18 protein-coding genes are annotated in these 23002 nt (G+C 74.8%); 10 read left to right on the top strand and 8 right to left on the bottom strand.

Annotated elements, in window-relative coordinates:
- The first annotated feature begins 14 nt into the window (after positions 1 to 14).
- From BJP59_RS11255 to BJP59_RS11240, 4 genes are read left to right on the top strand one after another with little or no spacing between them, the layout of a single operon-like run.
- Positions 15 to 851 carry a carbohydrate ABC transporter permease gene (locus BJP59_RS11255; protein WP_378225129.1) on the top strand — a complete coding sequence of 279 codons (837 nt, stop codon included), beginning with the start codon at positions 15 to 17 and terminating at the stop codon, positions 849 to 851.
- Positions 848 to 2560, top strand: a complete 1713-nt coding sequence (locus BJP59_RS11250) for a glycoside hydrolase family 3 N-terminal domain-containing protein (RefSeq protein ID WP_194520967.1) — start codon at positions 848 to 850, stop codon at positions 2558 to 2560. The genes BJP59_RS11255 and BJP59_RS11250 overlap by 4 nt, the downstream gene beginning before the upstream one ends.
- Positions 2557 to 3855: an anhydro-N-acetylmuramic acid kinase gene (locus tag BJP59_RS11245; RefSeq protein WP_086151207.1), complete on the top strand. Its 1299-nt coding sequence runs from the start codon at positions 2557 to 2559 to the stop codon at positions 3853 to 3855. Before BJP59_RS11250 ends, BJP59_RS11245 begins: the two co-directional genes overlap by 4 nt.
- Positions 3852 to 4844 (top strand): N-acetylmuramic acid 6-phosphate etherase, encoded by a 993-nt coding sequence (locus BJP59_RS11240; protein ID WP_083711907.1) that lies wholly within the window; start codon positions 3852 to 3854, stop codon positions 4842 to 4844. Before BJP59_RS11245 ends, BJP59_RS11240 begins: the two co-directional genes overlap by 4 nt.
- A 102-nt stretch (positions 4845 to 4946) precedes the next feature.
- Here BJP59_RS11240 and BJP59_RS11235 read toward each other — a convergent pair whose 3' ends face one another.
- On the bottom strand, positions 4947 to 5696 hold the full coding sequence (locus BJP59_RS11235) for a YggS family pyridoxal phosphate-dependent enzyme (protein WP_194520966.1): 750 nt from the start codon (positions 5694 to 5696) through the stop codon (positions 4947 to 4949).
- A 108-nt stretch (positions 5697 to 5804) separates the two neighbouring features.
- Here BJP59_RS11235 and BJP59_RS11230 point away from each other — a divergent pair, with 108 nt between their 5' ends.
- Positions 5805 to 6203, top strand: a complete 399-nt coding sequence (locus tag BJP59_RS11230) for a YccF domain-containing protein (protein ID WP_021483390.1) — start codon at positions 5805 to 5807, stop codon at positions 6201 to 6203.
- 9 nt (positions 6204 to 6212) lie between these two features.
- Here the strand turns inward: BJP59_RS11230 and ybaK are convergent, their stop codons facing one another.
- The 3 genes from ybaK to BJP59_RS11215 all read right to left on the bottom strand — a co-directional run bounded on the left by ybaK (position 6213) and on the right by BJP59_RS11215 (position 8930).
- A complete protein-coding gene (gene ybaK, locus BJP59_RS11225; RefSeq protein WP_194520965.1) occupies positions 6213 to 6716 on the bottom strand; it encodes a Cys-tRNA(Pro) deacylase in 504 nt (167 codons plus the stop codon).
- 44 nt (positions 6717 to 6760) lie between these two features.
- Positions 6761 to 7945, bottom strand: a complete 1185-nt coding sequence (locus BJP59_RS11220) for a Cmx/CmrA family chloramphenicol efflux MFS transporter (RefSeq protein WP_194520964.1) — start codon at positions 7943 to 7945, stop codon at positions 6761 to 6763.
- Positions 7946 to 8204: 259 nt separating this feature from the next.
- Positions 8205 to 8930: a VIT1/CCC1 transporter family protein gene (locus BJP59_RS11215; protein WP_194520963.1), complete on the bottom strand. Its 726-nt coding sequence runs from the start codon at positions 8928 to 8930 to the stop codon at positions 8205 to 8207.
- Between the two features lie 89 nt (positions 8931 to 9019).
- Here BJP59_RS11215 and BJP59_RS11210 point away from each other — a divergent pair, with 89 nt between their 5' ends.
- Positions 9020 to 9445 (top strand): carboxymuconolactone decarboxylase family protein, encoded by a 426-nt coding sequence (locus BJP59_RS11210; RefSeq protein WP_031316731.1) that lies wholly within the window; start codon positions 9020 to 9022, stop codon positions 9443 to 9445.
- Between the two features lie 36 nt (positions 9446 to 9481).
- Here the strand turns inward: BJP59_RS11210 and BJP59_RS11205 are convergent, their stop codons facing one another.
- Positions 9482 to 12217 (bottom strand): DEAD/DEAH box helicase, encoded by a 2736-nt coding sequence (locus BJP59_RS11205; protein ID WP_194520962.1) that lies wholly within the window; start codon positions 12215 to 12217, stop codon positions 9482 to 9484.
- A gap of 454 nt (positions 12218 to 12671) precedes the next feature.
- Here BJP59_RS11205 and BJP59_RS11200 point away from each other — a divergent pair, with 454 nt between their 5' ends.
- Both BJP59_RS11200 and BJP59_RS11195 read left to right on the top strand, forming a co-directional pair.
- Positions 12672 to 17672 carry a glycoside hydrolase domain-containing protein gene (locus BJP59_RS11200; RefSeq protein ID WP_194520961.1) on the top strand — a complete coding sequence of 1667 codons (5001 nt, stop codon included), beginning with the start codon at positions 12672 to 12674 and terminating at the stop codon, positions 17670 to 17672.
- 118 nt (positions 17673 to 17790) lie between these two features.
- Positions 17791 to 18384, top strand: a complete 594-nt coding sequence (locus BJP59_RS11195) for a YdeI/OmpD-associated family protein (protein WP_194520960.1) — start codon at positions 17791 to 17793, stop codon at positions 18382 to 18384.
- Positions 18385 to 18414: 30 nt separating this feature from the next.
- Here the strand turns inward: BJP59_RS11195 and BJP59_RS11190 are convergent, their stop codons facing one another.
- Positions 18415 to 19242, bottom strand: a complete 828-nt coding sequence (locus BJP59_RS11190) for an aminoglycoside 3'-phosphotransferase (RefSeq protein WP_194520959.1) — start codon at positions 19240 to 19242, stop codon at positions 18415 to 18417.
- Between the two features lie 87 nt (positions 19243 to 19329).
- The gene (locus tag BJP59_RS11185) at positions 19330 to 20325 is read right to left on the bottom strand and encodes a 3-methyladenine DNA glycosylase (protein WP_442861505.1); all 996 of its coding nucleotides are present in this window, start codon (positions 20323 to 20325) and stop codon (positions 19330 to 19332) included.
- A 201-nt stretch (positions 20326 to 20526) separates the two neighbouring features.
- Here BJP59_RS11185 and BJP59_RS11180 point away from each other — a divergent pair, with 201 nt between their 5' ends.
- Positions 20527 to 21603 (top strand): DUF4190 domain-containing protein, encoded by a 1077-nt coding sequence (locus BJP59_RS11180; protein ID WP_194520958.1) that lies wholly within the window; start codon positions 20527 to 20529, stop codon positions 21601 to 21603.
- 28 nt (positions 21604 to 21631) lie between these two features.
- On the top strand, positions 21632 to 22576 hold the full coding sequence (locus tag BJP59_RS11175) for a hypothetical protein (RefSeq protein ID WP_194520957.1): 945 nt from the start codon (positions 21632 to 21634) through the stop codon (positions 22574 to 22576).
- Between the two features lie 24 nt (positions 22577 to 22600).
- Here BJP59_RS11175 and BJP59_RS11170 read toward each other — a convergent pair whose 3' ends face one another.
- On the bottom strand, positions 22601 to 22981 hold the full coding sequence (locus tag BJP59_RS11170; protein ID WP_194520956.1) for an MmcQ/YjbR family DNA-binding protein: 381 nt from the start codon (positions 22979 to 22981) through the stop codon (positions 22601 to 22603).
- Positions 22982 to 23002 lie beyond the last annotated feature (21 nt).

Below are 23002 nucleotides of genomic sequence, written 5' to 3'. Positions count from 1 at the left end.
CCCGCACCGAGCAGGTGCTGCGCACCCGCCGCCGTCGTCCCGGCGTGGCGGCGGCCAAGACGGTGGGGATCGTCGCCCTCCTGGCCTTCTCGCTCTTCCCCGCCTACTGGATGTTCTCCTCGGCGATCGACCCGGAGGCCGCGACGCGCGGCGCCCGGCTCCTGCCTGCCGGCGTCACGTGGGACAACTTCGTCACCGTGATCGACGACGGCGGGTTCGGCCACTACCTGCGCAACTCGGTGCTCGTCGCGCTCGGCACGGTGCTCGCGTCGTCGGTCGTGGCGCTGCTCGCCGCCGTCGCGGTGAGCCGGTTCCGCTTCCGGTTCCGCAAGTCGATGCTCGTGCTCATCCTCATGGTGCAGATGGTGCCGCTCGAGGCGCTCGTCATCCCGCTGTTCATCCAGATGCGCAACCTCAACATGCTCAACTCGCTCCTGGGCCTGGCGGTCGTGTACCTCGCGTTCGCGCTGCCCTTCGCGATCTGGACGCTGCGCGGCTTCGTCGCCGCGGTCCCGGTCGAGCTCGAGGAGGCGGCGTTCCTCGACGGCGCGTCGTGGGGGCGCATGTTCTGGAAGGTCCTGGTGCCGCTCGTCGCGCCCGGGGTCGTCGCGACGAGCGTCTTCTCCTTCATCACCGCGTGGAACGAGTTCATCTTCGCGCTGACGTTCCTCCAGCAGTCGAGCAAGTACACCGTGCCGATCGGGCTGCAGAAGTTCTTCGGCGAGAACACGACCGACTGGGGCGCCGTCATGGCCGCGTCGACGATCATCACGCTGCCCGTGCTCGTGTTCTTCGTCCTCGTGCAGCGCAACCTGTCGTCGGGCCTCACCGCCGGGTCGGTGAAGGGATGAGCGCCGTGACGCCCCCGACCGCAGGCTCGGGCGCGGCGGCGCGCGCCGTCGACGTCGTGCGCTCCGTGAACGGCGTGCTCCTGCCCGGGTTCACCGGCACGGACGACCTGCCGGCGTGGCTCGTCGACGCGGCGCGCGACGGCCTGGCCGGGGTCGTGCTGTTCGGGCACAACACGCCCGACGTCGCGACCACCGCGCGGCTCACCGCGCGCCTGCGCGGCGCGTCGCCCGACCTGCTCGTCGCGGTCGACGAGGAGGGCGGGGACGTGTCCCGGCTCGAGGCGGCGACCGGCTCGAGCCTGCCCGGCAACGCGGCCCTCGGGCTGGTCGACGACGTCGCGGTCACCGAGGAGGTCGGCGCCGCGCTCGGTCGTCTGCTCACCGCGACGGGCGTCGACCTCGACCTCGCGCCCGACCTCGACGTGAACTCCGACCCCGACAACCCCGTGATCGGCGTGCGCTCGTTCGGCGCGGACCCCGCGCTCGTCGCCCGCCACGGCGCAGCGTTCGTCCGCGGCCTGCACGCCGGCGGCGCGGGCGCGTGCGGCAAGCACTTCCCGGGGCACGGCGCGACGAACGTCGACTCGCACCTCGCGCTCCCGGTCGTGGACGCGAGCCTCGACGAGCTCCGAGCGCGCGACCTGCCGCCGTTCGTCGCGACCATCGCCCCGGACGACGGTTCCGACGACGCGCTGCTCGACGCCGTGATGACGGCGCACGTCGTCGTCCCCGCGCTCGGCGCGCTGCCCGCGACGCTCGAGCCCGCCGTCGGCGCGCTCGTGCGCGAGCTCGGGTTCGACGGCCCGATCGTCACCGACGCGCTCGACATGGGCGCGGTCGCGACGTTCGCGGCGGACGACGCGGGCTCCTCGTCCCGTGCCGACGACGCCGCGCCGCACGGCATCGGCGAGGTCGCAGTCCGCGCGGTGGAGGCCGGCGCCGACCTGCTGTGCCTGGGCACGACCGTCGGGCGCGACGACGAGGTCCTGTTCCGCCAGGCGCAGCGCGCCCTCGTGGACGCCGTCGCGTCCGGCCGGGTCACGGTCGAGCGCCTGCGCGCGTCCGCCGCGCGCACGGCGCACACCCTTGCCGCGGTGCGCGCGCGCCAGGCGGCGAGCGGCGTCGTCCCCTCGCCGGAGTCCGCGCGCGCCGCGCTCGACGCCCTCGACCAGGTGGGCGCCCGCGTCGCAGCGCGCGCCGTCCGGTTCGCCGGGCCCGCGCCGCAGGATCCGCCCGTCCCCACGGCACCCGACGTCGTCGACCTGCGCCTGCGGTTCGACCACGCCGCGGGTCGCACCGCGCAGCACGTCCAGCGCGCGCTCGACGACGCGTTCGGCCTCGACGTGCGGCACCTGCGCCCGGCCGACGCCGAGGCGTGGGCGCGCACGCTCGACGCCGTGCGCGCGGGCGACCGCCCGCTCGTCGTCCTCACGCGCGAGCCGGTCCCCGGCTCGGGCGAGCACGAGCGGCTCACCGAGCTGCTCGCCGCGCGGCCCGACGCCGCCGTCGTGCACACCGGGTTCCCCGGCGCCGTCGGCGCGTGGTTCGGCGCGGACCGCACGGTCGTGGTCGCGTGCGGGACGGGGCGTGCCAACGCGCGCGCCGCCGTCGCGCTCCTGCAGGGGGCCGCGGGCCCGCGCACGAGCCCGGACCCGGAGACGCGTCGAGCCGACCTGACCGTCGGCGCGGCGGGGGAGGGAGAGCGATGATCGTCCTCGGCCTGTCCTCCGGCACGTCGGTCGACGCGATCGACGCGGCCGCGGCCGACCTCACGCTCGGCGACGACGGCGTGCTGCGCATGCGGCCCCTCGGCCACACGGAGTACGCGTGGCCGCGCGCCCTGCGCGAGCGCATCCTCAAGGCGCTGCCGCCCGCCGCCGTCGACGTGGCCGAGGTGGCCCAGCTCGACACCCTCATCGGGCAGGAGCTCGGGCGCGCCGGTCGGCGCGCGATCGACGACGTCGCCGGCGGCGACGTCGACCTCGTCGCGTCCCACGGCCAGACGATCTACCACTGGGTCGTCGGGGCGCGGGCCCGCGGCACGCTCCAGCTCGGCAACGCCGCGTGGGTCGCCGAGCACGTCAAGCGCCCGGTCATCAGCGACTTCCGCGTGGCCGACGTCGCGGCCGGCGGCCACGGCGCGCCGCTCGTCAGCGTGCTCGACGCGCTCTGGCTCGGGCGCGAGGACGCGGGCGCCGACGACACGGACGCCGGGCTCACCGCGGCGCTCAACATCGGGGGGATCGCGAACGTGTCCCTCGTGGGGCGCGTCGACGACCCGGTCACCGGCTGGGACACGGGCCCGGGCAACTGCCTGCTCGACGTCGCGGTCGCGGCGCTCACCGACGGCCGTCTCGCGTACGACAAGGACGGCGAGCTCGCCGCGCAGGGCACGGTCGACCCGGTGGCGCTCGCCGCCCTGCTCGACGACCCGTACTTCGCCGCCCCCGCCCCGAAGTCGACGGGCCGCGAGCTCTTCGACACGACGTACACGGCCCGCCGGCTCGCGTCCGTGCGCCCGGGGCTCACCGGCCCCGACCTCGTCGCGACGCTCACCGAGCTCACCGCGGTCAGCGTCGCCGACGCGCTCGCGGGCCGCGACGTGCGCCGCGTCGTCGCGTCCGGCGGGGGAGCGCGCAACCCCGTGCTCCTCGACCGGCTGCGCGCGGCGCTCGCCGAGCGCGTGCCGCACGCGTGCGAGGTCGTGACGTCCGAGGCGCTCGGTCTGCCGGTCGACGCGAAGGAGGCGTACCTCTTCGCGCTCCTCGGCTTCCTGTCGGCCCACGGGCTGCCGGGCACCGCCGCCGGCGAGCACCGCCGTCGGGCGACGGGCGCCCGCCGCGCGGTCGTCCTCGGCTCGCTCACCCCGCCCACGCCGCTGCCGTGGCCCGCCGCGAGCGGCCCGGTGCGCCGTCTGGCGCTCGCCAACACCCCGCACGGCCTGCACCCGGGCCCGCGCACCCAGGGTCCGCTGCCGGACCCGACGAAGGGAACCTCCCGATGACCGACCCGACCGTCGCCACGAGCGGCACTCCGAGCGGGGCTGCGAGCACCACCTCGAGCCCCGACGAGTGGCAGGAGCTGGTGCGCCTCGCCTCGCCGACCGAGGAGCGCAACCCGCGCACGACCGACGTCGACCTGCTCCCGACGGCGGACGTCGTCCGGCTCATCACCGAGGAGGACGCCGTCGTCGCGGACGCGGTGCGGGCCCAGCGCGGTCGGATCGCGCAGGCCGTCGACCTCGCCGTGGAGGCGCTGCGCTCCGGCGGCCGCGTGCACTACGTGGGGTCGGGCACGTCGGGCCGTCTCGGCGTGCTCGACGCCGTCGAGCTCCTGCCGACGTACGGCGTGGGCGAGGAGTGGTTCGTCGCGCACCTCGCGGGCGGCGTGGGCGCGATGATGCTGGCCGTCGAGGGGGCGGAGGACGACGTGGCGCTCGGGCGCGCCGACGTCGACGCGGTCGGCCCGCGCGACGTCGTCGTCGGGCTCGCGGCGAGCGGCCGCACCCCGTACGTGCGCGGGGCGCTCGACGTCGCGCGCGAGCGGGGGGCGCGCACGGTGCTCGTCTCGGCCAACCCGGACGCGCCGCTCGCGGCCGGGGTGGACGTCGCGATCCTCGTCGACACGGGCCCCGAGGTCGTCACGGGCTCCACGCGCATGAAGGCGGCGACGGCCCAGAAGCTCGTGCTCAACACGTTCTCGACCGCGACGATGATCCGCCTCGGCAAGACGTACTCGAACCTCATGATCGACGTGCGCCCGACCAACCAGAAGCTGCGCGCACGCATCGTCCGGATGCTCGTGCAGGCGACCGGCCTGGGCTCGGCGGAGTGCGAGGACGTGCTGCGCGCGGCCGACGGCGAGGTGCACGTCGCGCTCGTGATGCTCCTCGCGGGCGTCGAGGCCGACGCCGCACGCGAGGCGCTGGCCGGCGACGGCGTGGCTGGTGTCCGCGGCGCGCTCGCCCGGCTGGGCGCACTCCCCGCGCGATGACCACCCCGCCGAGGGAGAGGCCGGGTACCGGGAGGTAGAGCCGTGGTCGCGACCAGGCCTCTACCTCGGTCTACCGGGCCCCTCCCTCGGCTGACCGGGGCTCTATCTCGGCGGGGTGGGGCGAGGGCCGAAGACGGCGGTGCCGACGCGGACGATCGTCGCGCCCTCGGCGACCGCGAGCTCCAGGTCGCCGCTCATGCCCATGGACAGCGCGCGGGCGTCCGCGGTCCCGGGCGCGCCCGACCCCACGACGGCGTCGCGCACCGCACGCAGGCGCGCGAAGCCCGCGCGCACCACGGCCTCGTCGGGCGAGTTCGCGCCGATCGTCATGAAGCCTGCGAGCCGCAGTCCGTCGAGCGCGGCGACCGCCGTCGCGAGGGCGGGCGCGTCGTCGGGCCGCACGCCCGACTTCGACTCCTCGCCCGAGACGTTGACCTGCACCAGGACGTCGAGCAGGCGGCCGTCGCGCGCGCAGCGCGCCGCGAGCGCCTCGGCGAGCGCGAGCGAGTCCACGCTCTCGACCCCGGTCGCGGTGGCGAGGACCTGGTTCACCTTGTTGCGCTGGAGGTGCCCGATCATGTGGACCTCGACCCGCCCCGCCGCCACGAGGTCGGCGAGTTCAGGCGCCTTCGCGACGAGCTCCTGCACGCGGTTCTCGCCGATCAGGTCCGCACCGGCCTCGACGACCGCGCGCACGGCGTCGCCGGGCTGGGTCTTCGTCGCCACGAGCAGCCGCACGTCCGACGCCGCACGCCCGGCCGCGCGCGCGGCGTCGTCCACCCGGGCCCGCACCCGGTCGAGGTTCTGCGCGATCTGCGCGGGCAGCACGGACGACGGCTCGGGGAGGGGCATGCGGCCAGTCTAGGTCGGCCGCAGGGTCCGGGATCCGGGTCGTCTCAGGGTGGTCCCCGATCCCACCGACCGCTCGATCGGCGAGAATGGAAGGGAAAGGACGGTGCCGTGAAGACGCTGCTCAACATCATCTGGCTCGTGTTCGCCGGGCTGTGGCTCGCGCTGGGCTACGTCGTGGCGGGGATCATCTGCTGCATCCTGATCGTGACCATCCCGTTCGGGATCGCGTCGTTCCGCATCGCGGGCTACGCGCTGTGGCCGTTCGGCCGCACGGTGGTCGACAAGCCGACCGCGGGCGCCTGGTCGACGATCGGGAACGTCATCTGGGTGCTCGTCGCGGGGATCTGGCTGGCGATCGGGCACGTCGTCACCGCGATCCCGCTGTTCGTGTCGATCATCGGGATCCCGCTCGGGATCGCCAACCTCAAGATGATCCCCGTCTCGCTCCTGCCGCTCGGCAAGGACATCGTCCCGACCGACGCGCGGTACACCTTCTACCAGCGCTGACGGACCACCCTACCGGGCGATCGGGGCGGCCGTGCCTGCGGTGAGGCGCAGCAGGTCCGCGGGCGCCAGACCGACGTCGAGCCCGCGGCGCCCGCCCGAGACGTAGACGGCGTCGAACGCGAGCGCGCTGTCGTCGAGGAACGTGCGATGGGGCTGCTTCTGGCCCAGCGGCGAGATCCCGCCGACGACGTAGCCCGTCGCGCGCTCGGCCGCGGCGGGCTCGGCCATGCTCGCCTTCTTGCCGCCTGCGGCCTTGGCGAGCGCCTTCAGGTCGAGCTGTCGGTCGACCGGCACGATCCCCACCACGAGCGGGCCGCCGTCGACCACGGCGAGCAGCGTCTTGAACACCTGCTCCGCGGGCACCCCGATGGCCGCGGCCGCCTCGAGCCCGAAGGACAGCTCGCTCGACGGGTCGTGCTCGTACGGGTGGAGCGTGTGCGCGACCCCCTCGCGCTCGAGGAGGGCGACCGCGGGCGTGCCGGCGTGCGCGGAGGACTTCGTCTTCTTGGCCACGGCCCGATTCTGCCGCAGCGGGCGCGGGGGAGCGCCCGCACGGGTCAGCGGGGGGCGCGGGCCGTCGCGGGGCCGGTCGCGCGACGCAGGACGGCTACCGGCACCAGGGCGAGCGCCGTCGCCGCCACGGCGACCCACACCGGCCCGCGGTCGCCGAGCCCGGTGGCGATGGTCGCTGCGGCGACGGCCGGCCCCACGGCCGCGCCGACGTTGAGCGCCGCCGTGGCGAAGGAGCCGCCCAGGGTCGGTGCGCCCGACGCCGCGCGGAGCACCTGCGCGATCAACGTGCTGCCGGCCGCGAAACCGAGGACGCCCTGCACGAGCACGAGGCAGAGCAGCACCACCGGAACGGCGGCGAAGGTGGCCAGGGCGACCCAGCCCGCCAGCAGCAGGACGCCGCCCACGGCGACCACGACCCCGGGGATGCGGTCGGACGTCCGGCCCGCGACGGCGACGCCGAGGAAGGAGCCGACCCCGAAGAGCACGAGCGCGACGGGCACCCACCACCGGCTCAGCCCGGCGACATCGGTCACCAGCGGTGCGAGGAACGTGAGCGTCGCGAAGGTGCCGGTGTTGACCAGCGCGGCAGACACCATCGTCAGGCCGAGCGGGGGCGAGACGAGCTGTGCCAGCTCCGTCCGCAGCGACGGTGCGTCGACGGACGGCAGGGTCGCGCGCTCGGGCCCGCGCGCGGGGAGGCCGCGGGCGATCCCGAGCGCGGCGGGCAGGCAGAGGACCGCGACAGCCCAGAAGGTCGACTCCCAGCCCCACGCGGCGCCGAGGAGCGCCCCGGCCGGGACGCCCGCGACCATCGCGGCGGTGGTGCCCGACAGGAGCACGGCGACGGCGCGCCCCGTGCGGTCCGCGGGCACCAGCGTCGCCGCCGTGCTGAGCGCGACGGCGAGGAACCCCGCGTTGGCGAAGGCCGCCACCACCCGGACCGCGACGAGCGCCGCGAAGCTCGGGGTGACCGCGCCGACGACGTGGGCGAGGGCGAACAGCGCGACGCAGCCGAGCAGCGTCGCCCGCACCGGCAGGCGGCGGGCCGAGGCCGCCATGACCGGCGCGCCGACGACCATGCCGACGGCGAAGGCCGACGTCAGCAGGCCCGCCGTCCCCACCGGGACGTCGAGACGGGCGGCGATGTCCGGCACCAGGCCGGCGAGCATGAACTCCGAGGTGCCCATGGCGAAGACCGCCAGGGCGAGCAGGTACAGGGCACGAGGCATCGAGGGCTCCGGGGTGCGAGGGGACGAGCAGGAGGTGTCTCGTCACACCACGGTCAGCGCCCGGAGGGCAGCGTCCGGCACGGCACCCGCACGCAGCGGGGGCGGAAGGCAGCGCTGAGAGGCTCAGCGGTCCTGGGGCTGACGGTGTGACCGTAAGCCCCCGGAGTGGATGCCTCAGGGCTCGACATGGGCCACACCCTACCCAAGGCGCCGCGCGGGCGCCGGGAGTCCCCCGACCGTCCCCGGCCTGGCACTCCGGTCAGACGTTCACGTCGAGCAACGAGCCGATCGCGTACGTCACGCCCATCGCGACGGCGCCCCCGACAACGGTGCGGATCGTCGCGCGGCGCGTCGGCGCGTTGCCGAGGCGTGCCGACCCCCAGCCGGTGAGGACGAGCGCGAGCACGACGGCGACGAAGGTGAGCGGGATGCGGATGGCCGCCGGGGCGAGGAGGATCGCCGCGAGCGGCAGCAGGCCACCGACGGTGAACGACACGATCGACGCGACCGCGGCCTCCCACGGGCTCGTGAGCTCGTCGGGGTCGATGTGCAGCTCCGCGTCGGCGTGCGCGGCGAGCGGGTCGCGCTCGGTGAGCTGGACGGCGACCTGGCGTGCGAGGTCGGGCGTCAGGCCCTTCGCCTCGTAGATGCCGGCGAGCTCGTCGAGCTCCGCGTCCGGCATCTCCGCGAGCTCGCGGCGCTCGGTCGCGAGGAGCGCCTTCTCGGTGTCGCGCTGCGTGCTCACCGAGACGTACTCGCCCGCCGCCATGGACAGCGCGCCCGCGAGCAGCGCCGCGCCGCCCGCGGTCGCGATGACGGGGATCGACGTGCTCGTCGCCGCGACGCCCACGACGACGCCCGCCGTCGAGACGATGCCGTCGTTCGCGCCGAGCACCCCCGCCCGGAGCCGGTTGAGCCGTGAGCCCGTGCTCTCCGGGTGGTGGGGCTCGCCGGGGTGCCGACCGGTACGGGGCGTGTCGCTCATGGTCTCACCGTAGGGTGCCGCCGCCGGAGCGCGACCGGTGGAGCGAGACCGTCGACCGCGATCGCCGCGCGTCCTCTACCCTGCTCCGCGTGACGCAGGGGAACTCCACGGACGACCGGCCGACGACGCGCGCGGAGCGCTACGAGCACGGGCGGGCGGTGTTCGGCGCGGTCAACGAGGCGGCGCCCGCCGCCATCGCCGAGGCGCTCGCGGACGTCTCGCCCGAGCTCGAGCACCAGATCTCGGCGTGGGCGTACGGCGAGATGTACGCGCGCCCGCACCTGGAACCGCGGGACCGCCAGCTCGTCACGCTCGGGATGCTCGCCGCGCTCGGCGGGTGCGAGGCGCAGCTCGACATCCACGTGGGGACCGCGCTCGACGTCGGGCTGACGCCGCGCGAGATCGTCGAGGCGCTCCTGCAGTCGGCGGTGTACTGCGGCTTCCCGCGCGCTCTCAACGCGACCGCGGTCGCGAAGGAGGTCTTCGGGCGGCGCGGGCTCCTGCCGGTCGAGTGAGGGCGGGGGCCGGCGCGCCCTCCGGTCTCGCCCGGCCTACAGCGGCCCGACGGCGAGCACCGTCACCACGGGCTCGCCCGCCTCGTCGCTCGCCGCGAGGTCGACGCTCGCCGTGATCGCCCAGTCGTGGTCGCCCGCCGGGTCGTCGAGCACCTGCCGCACGAGCCACGTGCCCGCGGGCACCACGCCGCCGGGGGCGTGCTCCGCCGTCGGGCCCTCGTGGCCCGCGGGCAGCTCGGCGCCCGCCTCGACGACGCGGAACAGCGCCGCGGAGCGGGCCCCGGGCCCGATACCGATCGCGTCGTCCCCCTGGTCCTCGAAGAGCGGGTCGAGCGCGTCGCCCCACGCGTCCGCGTCCCAGCCCGCGCCGCCGTCGAGCGCGCCGAGCGCGCGGTAGTCCTCATGCGCGGCGAGCTCCACGCGCTTGAACAGCGCGTTGCGCACGAGGCGGCGGAACGCGCGCGGGTTGCCTGTGACGGGACGCGTCGGCGCCTCGGCCCCCGCCCCGGAGAGCGGGCCGTCGCCCACCTCGGTGTCCGCGTCGTCGTCGACCGGGTGCGCCAGGCGCTCCCACTCGTCGAGGAGCGACGAGTCGACGCCCCGCACCAGCTCGCCGAGCCACTCGACGATCTCCTGCACCTCCTCGGTGCGGTGCTCCTCGGGGACGACCTGGCGCAGCGCGCGGTAGGCGTCCGCGAGGTAGCGCAGCACCACGCCCTCCGTGCGCTCGAGCCCGTAGACGGAGACGAACTCCGCGAACGTCATGGCGCGCTCGACCATGTCGCGGACCACGGACTTGGGGGAGAGCTCGGCGTCCGCGACCCACGGGTTGGACCGCTTGTACATCGCGAACGCGGGCGCGAGCATCTCCTCGAGCGGCTTGGGCCACGTGATCTCCTCGAGCAGCGCCATGCGCTCCTCGTACTCGTACCCCTCGGCCTTCATCGCGGCGACGGCCTCGCCCTTGGCGGCGTTCTGCTGGGCGTAGAGGACCTGGCGCGGGTCGTCGAGCGTCGCCTCGATGACGGAGACGACGTCGAGCGCGTGGGTCGCGCCCTCGACGTCGAGCAGGTCCAGGGCCGCGAGCGCGAACGGCGACAGCGGCTGGTTGAGCGCGAACTCGCGCGGCAGGTCGCCGACCAGGCGCACGCTCGGGCGGTAGCCCGCGGGGCGCGACGGGTCGGGGACGCGCACGCGCTCGACGATGCCCGCCACGCGCAGCGAGCGGTAGATGCGGAACGTCTGGCGCACGTGCTCGCGGCGCTGCGACTCGGTGTCGTGGTTCGCGAGGAGCAGGTGGCGCATGGCCTCGACCGGGTCGCGGCGCGGGTCGCTCGCGTCGGCCTGGCCGCCGCGACCGTGCTGCGCGGTGCGCGCGAGGACGTTGAGCACCATGGCGTGCGTGACGGTGAAGTGGCTCGTCAGCGGCTCGGGCTCGGCGTCGCGCAGGCGCTCGAACGTCGCGTCGGTCCAGTTGACCGAGCCCTGCGGCGCCTTCTTGCGCACGATCTTCTTGAGCTTCTTCGGGTCGTCGCCCGCCTTGGCGAGCATCTTGCGGTTCTCGATGACGTGCTCGGGCGCCATGACGAGCACCTCGCCCACGGTGTCGTACCCGGCGCGGCCCGCGCGCCCCGCGATCTGGTGGAACTCGCGCGCCGTGAGGTGGCGCATGCGCTCGCCGTCGAACTTCACGAGGCTCGTGAGCAGCACGGTGCGGATCGGCACGTTGATGCCGACGCCGAGCGTGTCCGTGCCGCACACGACCTTGAGCAGGCCCGCCTGCGTGAGGCGCTCGACGACGCGCCGGTACTTGGGCAGCATGCCCGCGTGGTGCACGCCGACGCCGTGCCGCAGGAACTTGCTGAGCGTCTTGCCGAACCCGGTGCCGAAGCGGAAGTCGCCGAGCTCGGCGGCGATCGCCTCCTTCTCGGACTTCGTCGCGACGTTCATCGACAGCAGCGACTGCGCGCGCTCGACCGCGTCCTTCTGGGTGAAGTGCACGACGTACACGGGCGCGCGGCGCGTGCTGACGAGCTCCTCGATGACCTCGGTGAGCGGCTCGACGACGTAGCTGAAGTGCAGGGGGACCGGTCGCTGCGCGGTGGTCACCTCGGCGACGGGCCGGCCGGTGCGCTCCTCGAGCTCCTCGACGAACCGGGTCGTGTCGCCGAGCGTCGCGGACATGAGCAGGAACTGGGTGTTCGGCAGCTCGAGCAGCGGCACCTGCCACGCCCAGCCGCGCTGCGGGTCGGCGTAGAAGTGGAACTCGTCCATGACGACCTGGGAGATCGCGTCCTCGTCGTCCGCGCCGGCGTTCTCGCCGCCGCGGCGCAGCGCGATGTTCGCGAGGATCTCGGCCGTGCAGCAGATGATCGGCGCGTCGGGGTTCACGGCGGAGTCGCCCGTCGTCATGCCCACGTTCTTGGAGCCGAACGCCGCGACGAGCGCGAAGAACTTCTCGCTGACGAGCGCCTTGAGCGGCGCGGTGTAGTAGGTGCGGCCGCCGCGGCCCGAGCGGTGCGCGGCGAGCGCCGCGAACTGGGCGCCCATCGCGACGAGCGACTTCCCCGACCCGGTGGGCGTCGAGAGGATGACGTGCGAGCCGGTGACCAGCTCGATGAGCGCCTCGCTCTGGTGGGGGTAGAGCTCGAGCCCCTGCTCCGTCGCCCACGTGGTGAACCCCTCGTAGAGCGCGTCCGGGTCGGGGGCCTTGCCCGTCGGGGCGGGCACGTGCGCGAGGAGAGCCGGGGTGCGGCCGGTCGTGGTGGTCACGGGACGAGTCTGTCAGGTGTCGCGGAGGCCGGTCGCCGGACCGGCGCTGCGGGGGGCCCGGGGGACCGAGAAGGGGGTTGATAGCGCTGTCAACGTGTGCGAGGGTAGGCCCGGACGTGCACTGGACGTGCGTCCAGCCTCCGCGTCACCGACGACCACCGAGCCCACGCCGCCGTGGGACGGAGGGAGCACCCCGTGCGGCCACCCGCAGATCACCTGCTCGTCACGTGCCCCTGACAGGGTGGCGCGGGGCCGCCCCCGCCCGCCCGCGCCACCTCACCCCCGACCGAACCCGGCCACCGCGGCGCCCCCGCCGCCGGCCCCTGCCCGAGGACACCATGGCCCCCAGCCTGCCGACCCCCGAACCCTGCACCCGAGACCCCTGACCCCCGGCACCACGACCCCGGACCGCCCGCGCCGACCAGCCCCGCGGCTGGTCGCGGGTGCGCTCGCCGTGGCGCTCGCCGTCGTCGGCCTCGCGCCCGCGACCGCCGCGAGCGCCGCCCCCGAGCCGCCGTCGGCCGACTACGCGTCCCTGGTCGACGTCTTCGTCGGCACCGAGGGCGACTACGGCAACGACATGCCGGCCGCGCAGGCGCCGAACGGCCTCGCGAAGGTCAACCCGCGCACGACCCCGGGCCGGAACAACACCGGGTACGACTACGCGCAGTCGAAGATCTCGGGCTTCACGCACACCAACCTCGACGGGGTCGGGGGCTCCGGCGGCGGCGGCGACCTCCTCGTGGTCCCGACGTCCGGGTCGTACACGGCGCGCCCCGGCACGGGCACGTACGCGCACCCGTTCTCGCACGACGACGAGCAGGCGGGTCCCGGTTTCTACTCCGTCGGGCTCGGCAACGTCGCGGGCAAGGACGGCGCGATCACCGGCGCGCCGGGCACGATCGAGGCCGAGGTCGCGGCGACCACGCGCTCGGGCGTGCACCGCTACGCGTTCCCCGCGGGCTCGACGCCGAGCCTCGTCGTGGACCTCGAGACGAACAACACGAGCCGCCGGTCGTCCTCGGTGCAGGTCGAGACGCGCACGGACGGCACCGTGGAGCTGTCCGGACAGGTCACGGGCTACTTCTACAACGCGGCCTACACGCTGTACTACACCGCGCGCACGCTCCAGCCCGCGACGGTGCAGACCTGGGGCGACGACGACCGGCTCGTCGACGCGACGGCCCAGGACGGCGTCGACACCGGCGCGATCCTCACGTTCGACCCGGCCGACGCCGGGGAGATCGGGCTCCAGGTCACCCTGTCGCCGGTGAGCGTCGAGCAGGCGCGGATCGACCAGCAGGTCGAGCTCGGCGACCTGTCGTTCGACGCGATCCGTGACCGCACGCGCGCGGAGTGGAACGCGACGCTCGGGCGGGTCGCGATCGACGCCTCGACCGCGACGGATCCGACGGGAGAGCTCCAGCAGCTCTTCTACACGCACCTCTACCGCATGTTCGCCATGCCGATGAACGCGACGAGCACCTCGGGCACGTACCGCGGCGTCGACGGCGCGGTGCACGCCGCGCAGGGCTTCACGTACTACGACTCGTGGGCCACGTGGGACGACTTCCGCAAGTTCTCCGTCATCGCGTACATCGACCCGGCGCTGTACCGGGACATGGTGCAGTCGCTGATCTACCTGTTCGCGGACGCCGAGGCGACGGGGACCGGCGGCGGGCTCGGCGGGTTCGTGCACTCCGTCCCGACGGTGCGCTGGGAGCGGTCGTCGGTCGTGGTCGCGGACGCGATCGCCAAGGGCTTCGACGGGTTCGACCGCCTCGACGAGGCGTACCCGGCGCTGCAGCGGCTCGTCGGGCAGTACAGCGCGGACGAGCTCCGGCGCGGCTACGTGGCGGGCAACCCCGGCGCGTCGGTGCAACGGGGCTACGACCAGTACGGCCTCTCCGTGATCGCGGACGAGCTCGGGCTGACCGACGAGGCCGAGACGCTGCGCGAACAGGCGTCGTGGCCGATCGACAGGCTCACGAAGCCGGGCGCGTGGACCGCGGCCGACGGCACCCCGGTCGGCCTCCTCACCCCGCGTGCGGCCGACGGCTCGTGGCAGAGCGCCGACTACGCGAAGTTCGAGGCCGCGAGCCTCTACCAGGGCACGCTCTGGCAGTACCACTGGTACGACGCGTACGACATGGACGCGCTCGTCGAGGCGATGGGCGGCCCCGAGGCGGCGAGCCTCGCCATGCGACACATGTTCGGTGAGCACGCGCCGGACGACGGCACGGCCATGCTCCACTCGAACGCGAACGAGATCGACCTCCAGGCGCCGTACCTGTTCAACTACACGGGCGAGCCGAGCCTCACGCAGAAGTGGACGCGCGCGATCTACACGAAGGAGACCTGGAACCGGTACATCGCGACGGGCTCCTCGAGCGCCGTGCCGAGCGGAGGCGGCGAGTTCACGCCGCCCGTGAAGACGAAGGTCTACCGGCTCGACCCACGCGGGATGCTCCCCACGATGGACAACGACGCGGGCACGATGTCGACGATGTTCGTCGCCGCGGCCGTCGGCCTGTTCCCGGTGACCGCGGGCTCGTCCCAGTTCCAGGTCGGGTCGCCGTTCTTCGACGCGACGACCATCACGTACGACGACGGCAGCGCCTTCACGGTCACGGCCGACGGCGTCTCGGAGGACGCGTTCTACGTCCAGTCCGCGACGCTCGACGGCGCGACGTTCGGCAACACGTGGGTCGACTACGCGACCGTGGTCGGCGGAGCCGACCTCGCGTTCCGCATGGGCGAGCAGCCGAGCGACTGGGGCACGGACACCGCGCCCGCGTTCTCGATGAGCACCGCGACCGAAAAGCCGGCCGAGGGACCGCGCGTCAGCGCCGAACCGACCACCGTGCAGACCGGCGACGGCGGCGCGCTCGACGCGACCGTGACGCTCACGCTCGACGGCGCCCGCCTCGCCGCGCCCGCCGGTACGGACCTCGTCACGAGCGGGGCGGCGACCGTCGTCGGGCTGCCCGACGGCGTCACGGCGGCGGTGACGGTCGCGTCACCGACCGCGCTGACCGTCTCCCTGACGGGGACCGTGTCCGCGGACGCGCGCTTCTTCGTGCACCTGCGCGACGCCGCGCTCGCCGACGGCGTCGCCGCGGCGTCGCTCCAGGGACAGGGCGTCTCGGTGCGCTCGCCCCTGCGGCTGTCCGTGGCGTCCGCCGAGCGCGACGCGCTCGCCGCGCTCGTCGACGACGCCGTGCTCGTGCGGCACGGAAACTACTCCTCGGTGACGTTCGACCGGTTCTCCACCGCGCTGACGAAGGCGCAGGAGGCCCTCGGTGACGAGGCCGCGACGAGCATCGCGCTGCGGTTCGCGGCCGACCGGCTCGGTGCGGCGGCCGACGCGCTCGACCTCACGGGCGGCGGGTACCGCACGCTCGAGGCCGAGCAGTCCGAGGCGTGGTCGGGCGGGGAGCTGAAGAACGAGGCGAACAGCTCGTCCGGCAACCTCGGCGGCGTGCGCTCCGGGTCGTGGGTGCAGTACCGCGACATGACCTTCGAGACCGCGGCCGGGGACACCCCGCCGCGCTTCCTCACGGTCCGGTACGACACGAGCTTCGCCCCGACGGACACGCCGAGCACCGTGCGCGTGCACGCGGGCGACGTGAGCGGCCCTGTGGTCGCGACCGTCGACCTGAAGGGCACGAGTGGCTGGGGCAAGTACACCGAGGTCACGGCGGAGCTCGGCGACGTGCAGGCGCTCGTCGACGCGCAGGTCGTCACGTTCGAGCTGCTCGCGCCGTCCGGGCGAAGCTGGGTCGGCAACTTCGACTGGTTCCGGTTCAGCGCCGAGGACCCGGCTGCCCCAGGTCAGCCGGGCGAGTCCCAGACGGTGACGATCGAGGCCGAGGACTGGACCGCGAGCTCCGGTCGCGGGCTCAAGAAGGAGTCCTCGACGTGGACGAGCGGTCCGGTGACGAACGTCGGAGGCACCGCGGACGGCGACTGGATCGCCTACGGCGAGGTCGACCTGGGTGAGCTCCCGCTCGGCGAGCTGTCGGTCCACTACGTGCACAACTCCAACCGGTCCGGGAACAACTCCGCGCTGTCGGTGTACCTCGACGCGTTCGACCCGGCGAACCCGGGCGAGCCGTTCGTCACCGTGCCGCTGCCGACGACCGGGTCGAGCTGGACCGCGGACGGGACCGCGACCGTCGTCCTGCCCGAGACGGTGCAGGGGACGCACGAGGTGTTCGTGCGCCTGTCGACCGAGCCGTACGCCGACCACCCGTACGTCGCGAACCTCGACAGCCTGACGTTCGCGCCGGGCGGCCCGACGTCGGTCGTCGTCGAGTCCGAGGCGTGGACGTCGAACTCCGGCCGCGGGCTGAAGAACGAGAGCTCGACGTGGACGAGCGGTCCGGTGACGAACGTCGGCGGCACCGCGGACGGCGACTGGCTCGCCTACGGCGAGATCGACCTCGGCTCCGCCGCGCTCGACCAGCTCTCGGTCCACTACGTGCACAACTCGAACCGGTCCGGGCGGAACTCCGCGCTGTCGGTGTACCTCGACGCGTTCGACCCGACGAACCCGGGCGAGCCGTTCGTCACCGTCCCGCTGGCGAACACGGGGTCGAGCTGGACGACGGACGGGACCGCCGTCGTCGACCTGCCGAGCACGGTGCGCGGCAAGCACCAGGTGTGGGTGCGCCTGTCCACCGAGGCGTACGCCGACCACCCGTACGTCGCGAACCTCGACAGCATGCGGTTCTTCACCGACGCGTACGACGTCGAGGCTCCCTCCACGGACACCGCGGCGCTCGCCGCGTCCGTCGAGGACGCCGAGGCGTTCGAGGCGGAGATCGCGCGGTACGGCCGGATCGACGCGCGCGTCTTCACGCGCGAGCTCGCGGCGGCACGGTCCGTGCTCGCCGACGCCGGCGCCACCCAGGCGCAGGCCGACGAGCGGGCGCGGCGCCTCGGCCTGGCGACCGACCAGCTCGTGCCCGCCGAGCGCCGTCGGCTCGAGAACCTCGTGGCGAGCGCCGAGGCACTGACCGACGAGGGGTACAGCCCGGAGTCCTGGCAGGCCTTCCGCACGGCTCTCGCCGCGGCGACCGGGACGCTCGACGACGCCGCGGCGTCCGACGTGGCGCTGCACGACGCGCGGCTCGCGCTCCAGGGCGCCGTCGACGCCCTGGAGGAACCGGCCGACGTCGTGCTCGTCGAGGTCGAGGTCAGCCCGCGCTGCCTCGCCGGCAAGCCCTACGTCGCGGTCCGCGCGGTGAACGTCTCCGACGCGGCCGTCGACGTCGAGCTGGCGTCGTCGCTCGGCACGAGGTCGTTCACCGGCGTCGCGCCGGGGGCGAGCGCGTACCAGTCGTTCGCCGCGCGGTCCGCGACGGGCGACCTGGACGTCACCGTCACGGCGACGGGGGCGGACGGGACGCAGACCGTCGAGCAGGTCGTCACCGTCCCGTCCTGCTCCTGACCGCAGGACGCACGACCGACCCGGGAGGCGCCGACGGGGCGCCTCCCGGGCCGGCACCCTGGCGCCTCCGCGGCGGACCGGGCACGCTGGTGCCCCGACCGACGACGGAGGCGCCACCGTGACCGAGGAGTACCAGGGCCGGCCCGCGTTCCACGCGCAGACCCCCGCCGAGTGGCGGGCGTGGCTCGCGGCGCACCACGACGACGCCGAGCCCGGGGTCTGGCTCGTCACGTGGCGCCGCGAGAGCGGCCGGCCGACGTTCGGGTACGAGCCGTGGATCGAGGAGGCGCTGTCCTACGGCTGGATCGACGGGCAGGCCGCGACCGTCGACCAGGACCGGCACGCGCTGTGGTTCACGCGCCGCCGTCCCGGCTCCCGGTGGACGCGCCTCAGCAAGGAGCGGGTCGCGCGCGTCGAGGCGGACGGACGCCTGACGGACGCGGGGCGCGCCGTCGTGGAGGCGGCCCGGGCGGACGGGTCCTGGACCCGGCACGACGACGCGGAGGCGCTCGTCGTCCCCGACGACCTCGCCACGGCGCTCGGCGAGCGGCCCGACGCGCGGGCCCGCTTCGACGCCTTCACGCCCGGCGTGCGGCGCTCGATCCTCGGCTGGATCGTCGAGGCGAAGCGGCCCGAGACCCGGGCCCGCCGGATCGCGGAGACCGCCGAGCTCGCCGAGCAGGGCGTCGCCGCCCACCAGCCGCGTCGCTGACGGCGCACGGCGGTGCGCCGCACCCCGCCGTCACGACAGGTCCCAGAGCAGCCGGTAGTACGCGATGCGCTCCGGGTCGGGGTCGACGCCGTAGCCCGCGTAGACGTGGCCGTCGTACCCGGGGCCGTAGTTCCACTCCGTGCTCCACGCCGCGACGGCGAGGTCCGCCCAGCGGTCCGCGACCCCGAGCGATCCGAGGTCGACGTGCGCGGCGAACGTGCCGTCGTCGTGCAGGAGCGTGTTCGGCACGCACGCGTCCCCGTGGCACACGACGAGGCGGTCGACCGGGGGAGCGTCGTCGAGCCGGGCGCGCGCCTCGGCGACGGCCAGACCGCGGTGCTCGGGGAACCACTCGTCGGGCCCGTGCCCGCGCGCGAGGCGGTCGTCGGCCTGCGCCACGCGCTGCACGACGGACCACGTGAAGGGGCACGACGCGACCGGGAGCGCGTCGTGGAGCGCGCGCAGCCCGCGGCCGATCGCGGCCGCCGCGACCGCCGGGTCGCCCGCCCAGCGCGCCTCGACCGCCGACCGCCCCGCGACGGCTTGCGTCACGAGCCACGAGCCGTCGTCGTCCGCGCCCTGGTCGAGCACGCGCGGCACCGGGGTCCGGTCGCCGACCCACGCGAGCCGCTCGGCCTCCGCGGCCAGGTCGATCTCCGGGACGCCCGCCGGGACCCACTTCGCGTACCGGACCGGTCGCCCGGCCTCGCCGCCGCGGGGGTCGAGCCGGAACGTCAGCCCGCCGACGGTGTTGCGCCAGACTGGGGTGACGCCGTCGTCCCCCGCGAGCGCGCGGACGACGGCGGGGACGGCCACGGGTCCGGTCGGGATCTCGGCGATGGTCTCGGCGCGGCTCACGCGGGCGATCCTCGCACGCGGTCCGTCCGCCGGTCACCGCCATTCCCCGCGCGACGTCGCCGGCCCGGTGCGCCGGTCGTCGGTGCGTCAGCGGGCAGGGCGGGCGGCCGCGTCGTCGTCCGGCGGGAGCAGCGCGTCGCACACGGCGACGAGCCGCTCGCGCAGCGCCGCCCCGCGGGCGGCGAAGGCGCGCTGGTGCCGCACGTACTCGGCCTTGCCCTCGGGCGTCTCGATCGCGACGGGCTCCAGCCCGTACGACGACACGTCGTAGGGCGACGCCTGCATGTCGACGACGCGGACGTCGCGCGCGAGCTCGAACGCGTCGAGGACGGCGTCGCCGGGGACGGCCGGCGTGAGCTTGAGCGCCCACTTGTAGAGGTCCATCGTCGCGTGCAGGCACCCGGGCTGCTCCAGGGCGGGCTGCGTCTCGCGCGTGGGCCGCAGGCGGTTGAGCGGCCCGGCCTCGGGAGTGAAGAAGCGGAACGCGTCGAAGTGGGAGCACTGCACGGGGTGGTCCTCCACGACCCGGTCCGTCCCGTCGTGCCCGAGCCGCAGGGGGAGCGGGTGGCGGTGGTCGCGCCCGGCCGCCTTGTCGCGGTAGACCATGGCCCACTCGTGGAGCCCGAAGCAGCCGAACCGCCCCGGGCGAGACGCCGTCGCCGTGAGCAGACCGCGCAGGTACCGCACGGTGTCGCCACGGTCGGCGAGGAACGCGTCGGTGTCGAGCGTCAGGCCGTCGGTCGTGCGGCGGTACCAGCGCCAGCCGGCGCGGTCGGTGGACGGGTCGGGAGCGTCGTCGCCGCCCGGTGCCGCACCGCTCGCGGCCGTGGGCGGGGGAGCCAGCACGACGCCCGGCCCCGGGTGCCAGCGCCGGAGCTGGGCCGGGCGCGTGGGGTAGTAGGTGAAGAGGAAGTCCTCGATCGCGTGCTTCTGCCCGAGCGGCTTGCGGTGCCGCCACCCGGCCGTGAGCGCGTCCGCGCGCTCGGCGTGGGCGCGCTCGCGCTCCGCCCACTCCGCGGCAGGCAGCACGACGGGGCGGACGACGGGCGTCGTCCGGGGGGTCGCGGTGGCGGTCACAGGCACGTATCCAGGGTACGAGAGCCCGCGGGCGCGCCGTCGCGGCGGACTTTCACCCGCCATGCGGTTTTCCCGATGTGGGCACGACCGGGAAGAATGGTCGTGAACGTGCTGTGAAGACCCGGCGCGTCAGGCCGGCCGACCGCGCGTCGGCCGTCCACCCCGATCCGAACGACCGATCTCGCGGCGAGGCCGCAGAGGAGCACCATGTCGCAGCCGCCCACGGCACCGCAGGACCCCTACCAGTTCGACCCCTACCGGCCCCAGGACCCGGACCCGGCGCGGCAGGAGCACGGACAGAGGCAGGACGCGTGGGCGCCGCAGGGGGAGCCGCAGACCCAGCCGTACGGCTCGCCCGACGCCGCGTCCGGCGCGCACGGGTACGGCGGCACGCCGGAGCAGGCGCCCTACGGCGACCCGGGCTACGCGCCCTACGGCGCGGACCCGCAGACGGCGTACGGACAGCCGGGCTACGGTCAGCCCGCTGGTGACCCTGCGCCGGGACACGCGCAGCCGTACCCCGCCGCGGGGGCGCAGCAGCCGTACGGCCAGCCCTACGGCGACCCCGCCCAGCAGCCCTACGGCGCCGCGCAGCAGCCCTACGGGAGCCCGTTCGGGAACGGCTACGCCCCGTACACCGCGCCCGCGTCGTCGACCCCGACGATGGCGATCGTCGGCTTCGTGCTCGCGATCCTCGGCTTCCTGGGCAGCTGGATCCCGTTCGTCAACATCTTCGCCGCAGTCATGGGCATCGCGGGCGTGGTGCTCGGCTTCGTCGGGCTGTCGCAGGCGAAGCGGGGCCGGTCGGGCAAGGGCTTCTCCATCGCGGCGATCGTGCTCGGTGTCGTGTCCGTGCTCGTGACGATCCTCGTGTGGGTGCTCTTCGTCATCGCGGCGAACGAGGCCTCGTCGCAGTACGAGCAGTCGCTGGCGGAGATCCAGGAGGACTCCGACCGTGCGCTCGGCGAGTCGACGGACGAGATCCTCGCGAACGACCTCGGGGTCGAGATCGGCACGTTCGAGGGCACCGCCGACGAGTTCGGCTGGGTGGAGTCCGCGCTGCCGGTCACGCTGACCAACACCTCCGACGAGCCGCTGACGTTCGACCTCGACATCGACGCCGTCGCGCCCGACGGCACGGTCGTCGAGTCCGACTTCGCCTACACCGACGAGCTCGCGCCGGGCGAGTCGACGACGGTCGAGACCTTCGACTTCATCGACTCCGAGAACCTGGAGGCGATGAGGACCGCGACCTTCGAGGTCACGCGCGTGAGCGCGTACTGACCGGCGCTGAGCACCGAGGGACGGACCGGTGAGCACGAACGACAGAACCCCGCCTGACGGCGCGGCGCCCGCACCTGCCTGGGGCACGGCGCCCGGCGCGGCGGGGGAGCGCGAGCCCGCGTCGTCGGGGCCGGACCCTGCGGAGACCTCGCCGCCCGCGGACGGCGGGGAACCCCCGGCCTCCGGCGACCCCGAGCCCGCACCGACGGCGCAGCCCGCGCGGGCCCGGCGGCCGGGGACGGGCGTCCTCGTGACGGCGTGCCTCGGCGTCCTGCTCGTCGGGGCCGTCCTCCTCACCGAGGCCATGACGGCCCGCATGGGCTGGGCGCACGTGGGCTGGCTCTACCCGGTCGCCGGAGCCGTCGTGCTCACGGTCGGCGCCGTCGCCTGGCGCCGGGGCACGCGCGGCGTGCCGGGGGCGACGCGCGCGCTCGTCGCGCTCCTCGCGGGGACGGCCGTCGTCACGACCTGGGTGGCCGTCGACCTCGTGCCCGCGTCCGGTCCCGGCTACGGCGTCGGCAGCTCGCTGCGCGGCTACCCGCTCGGCGGCGGGTCCGACGACGGCCCGGAGATCACGGCCGTGTCCGACCGCGTCTGGTTCGGCGACTCCGTCCGGTACGCCGACGGCCTCGTCGTCTCCGTCTCGGCCCCGCAGGCGTACACGCCGAGCGAGCACGCGGCGGTGCGGGACGGCGACCCGCCGGACTCCGTGCGCGTCCGGGTGCGCCTGACGAACGGCACGGGCCGCGCCGTCGACCCCGGGAGCATCGACGTGCAGCCGGTGTCGGGCGGCCTCGTGGCCCGTCGGGTGTACGACTACGCGCCGGACGTCCTGCTCGAGCGTCCCGACCTCGTGGCGCGGGGGTCGAGCGGCGAGTGGGACCTCGTGTACGCCGTCCACGACCCGGAGGACGTCACGGTGGCGCTGGAGCCGACGTGGGCGAACTACGCGGTGGCCGTCTTCTCCTGGTGACGCCTCTCCCGACGTGCGCAGGCGTCACTCCGTGCGCCGCAGGTACTCCTGCGCGAGACGGTGCGGGGCGCGGGCGAGCCACGCGTCCTGCACGAGCTCCTCGAGCTCTGGCACAGGGACCCGGTCGAGCCGCGCGAGGACGATCGGGTACCCGTCGAAGTGGCTCGTCGTGAAGAACGTGCCGGGGTCGTCCTGGATCAGCGCGGTCTTCTCGCCCTCGTCCGCGACGCGCAGCGCGACGGGCGGCTCCGCCGGGGCTGCGGCGCCCAGCTCGGCGAGGTCGCGCGGGCGCAGGGGGCGCTCCCACACGAAGAGCTTGCCGTGCACCGTCCACCGTCGTGCGTCCTTGAGCGCCGTGTCCGGCAGCACCGCCACGACCCGTCCGACGTCCTCCCACGAGGCCATGCCCCCACGGTAGGCAGCCGG

It is taken from the genome of Cellulosimicrobium sp. JZ28 (assembly GCF_015327065.1).
Taxonomy (GTDB): domain Bacteria; phylum Actinomycetota; class Actinomycetes; order Actinomycetales; family Cellulomonadaceae; genus Cellulosimicrobium; species Cellulosimicrobium funkei.
The sequence above is the reverse complement of the archived record's forward strand: the minus strand, read 5'-3'. Positions and strand labels throughout refer to the sequence as shown.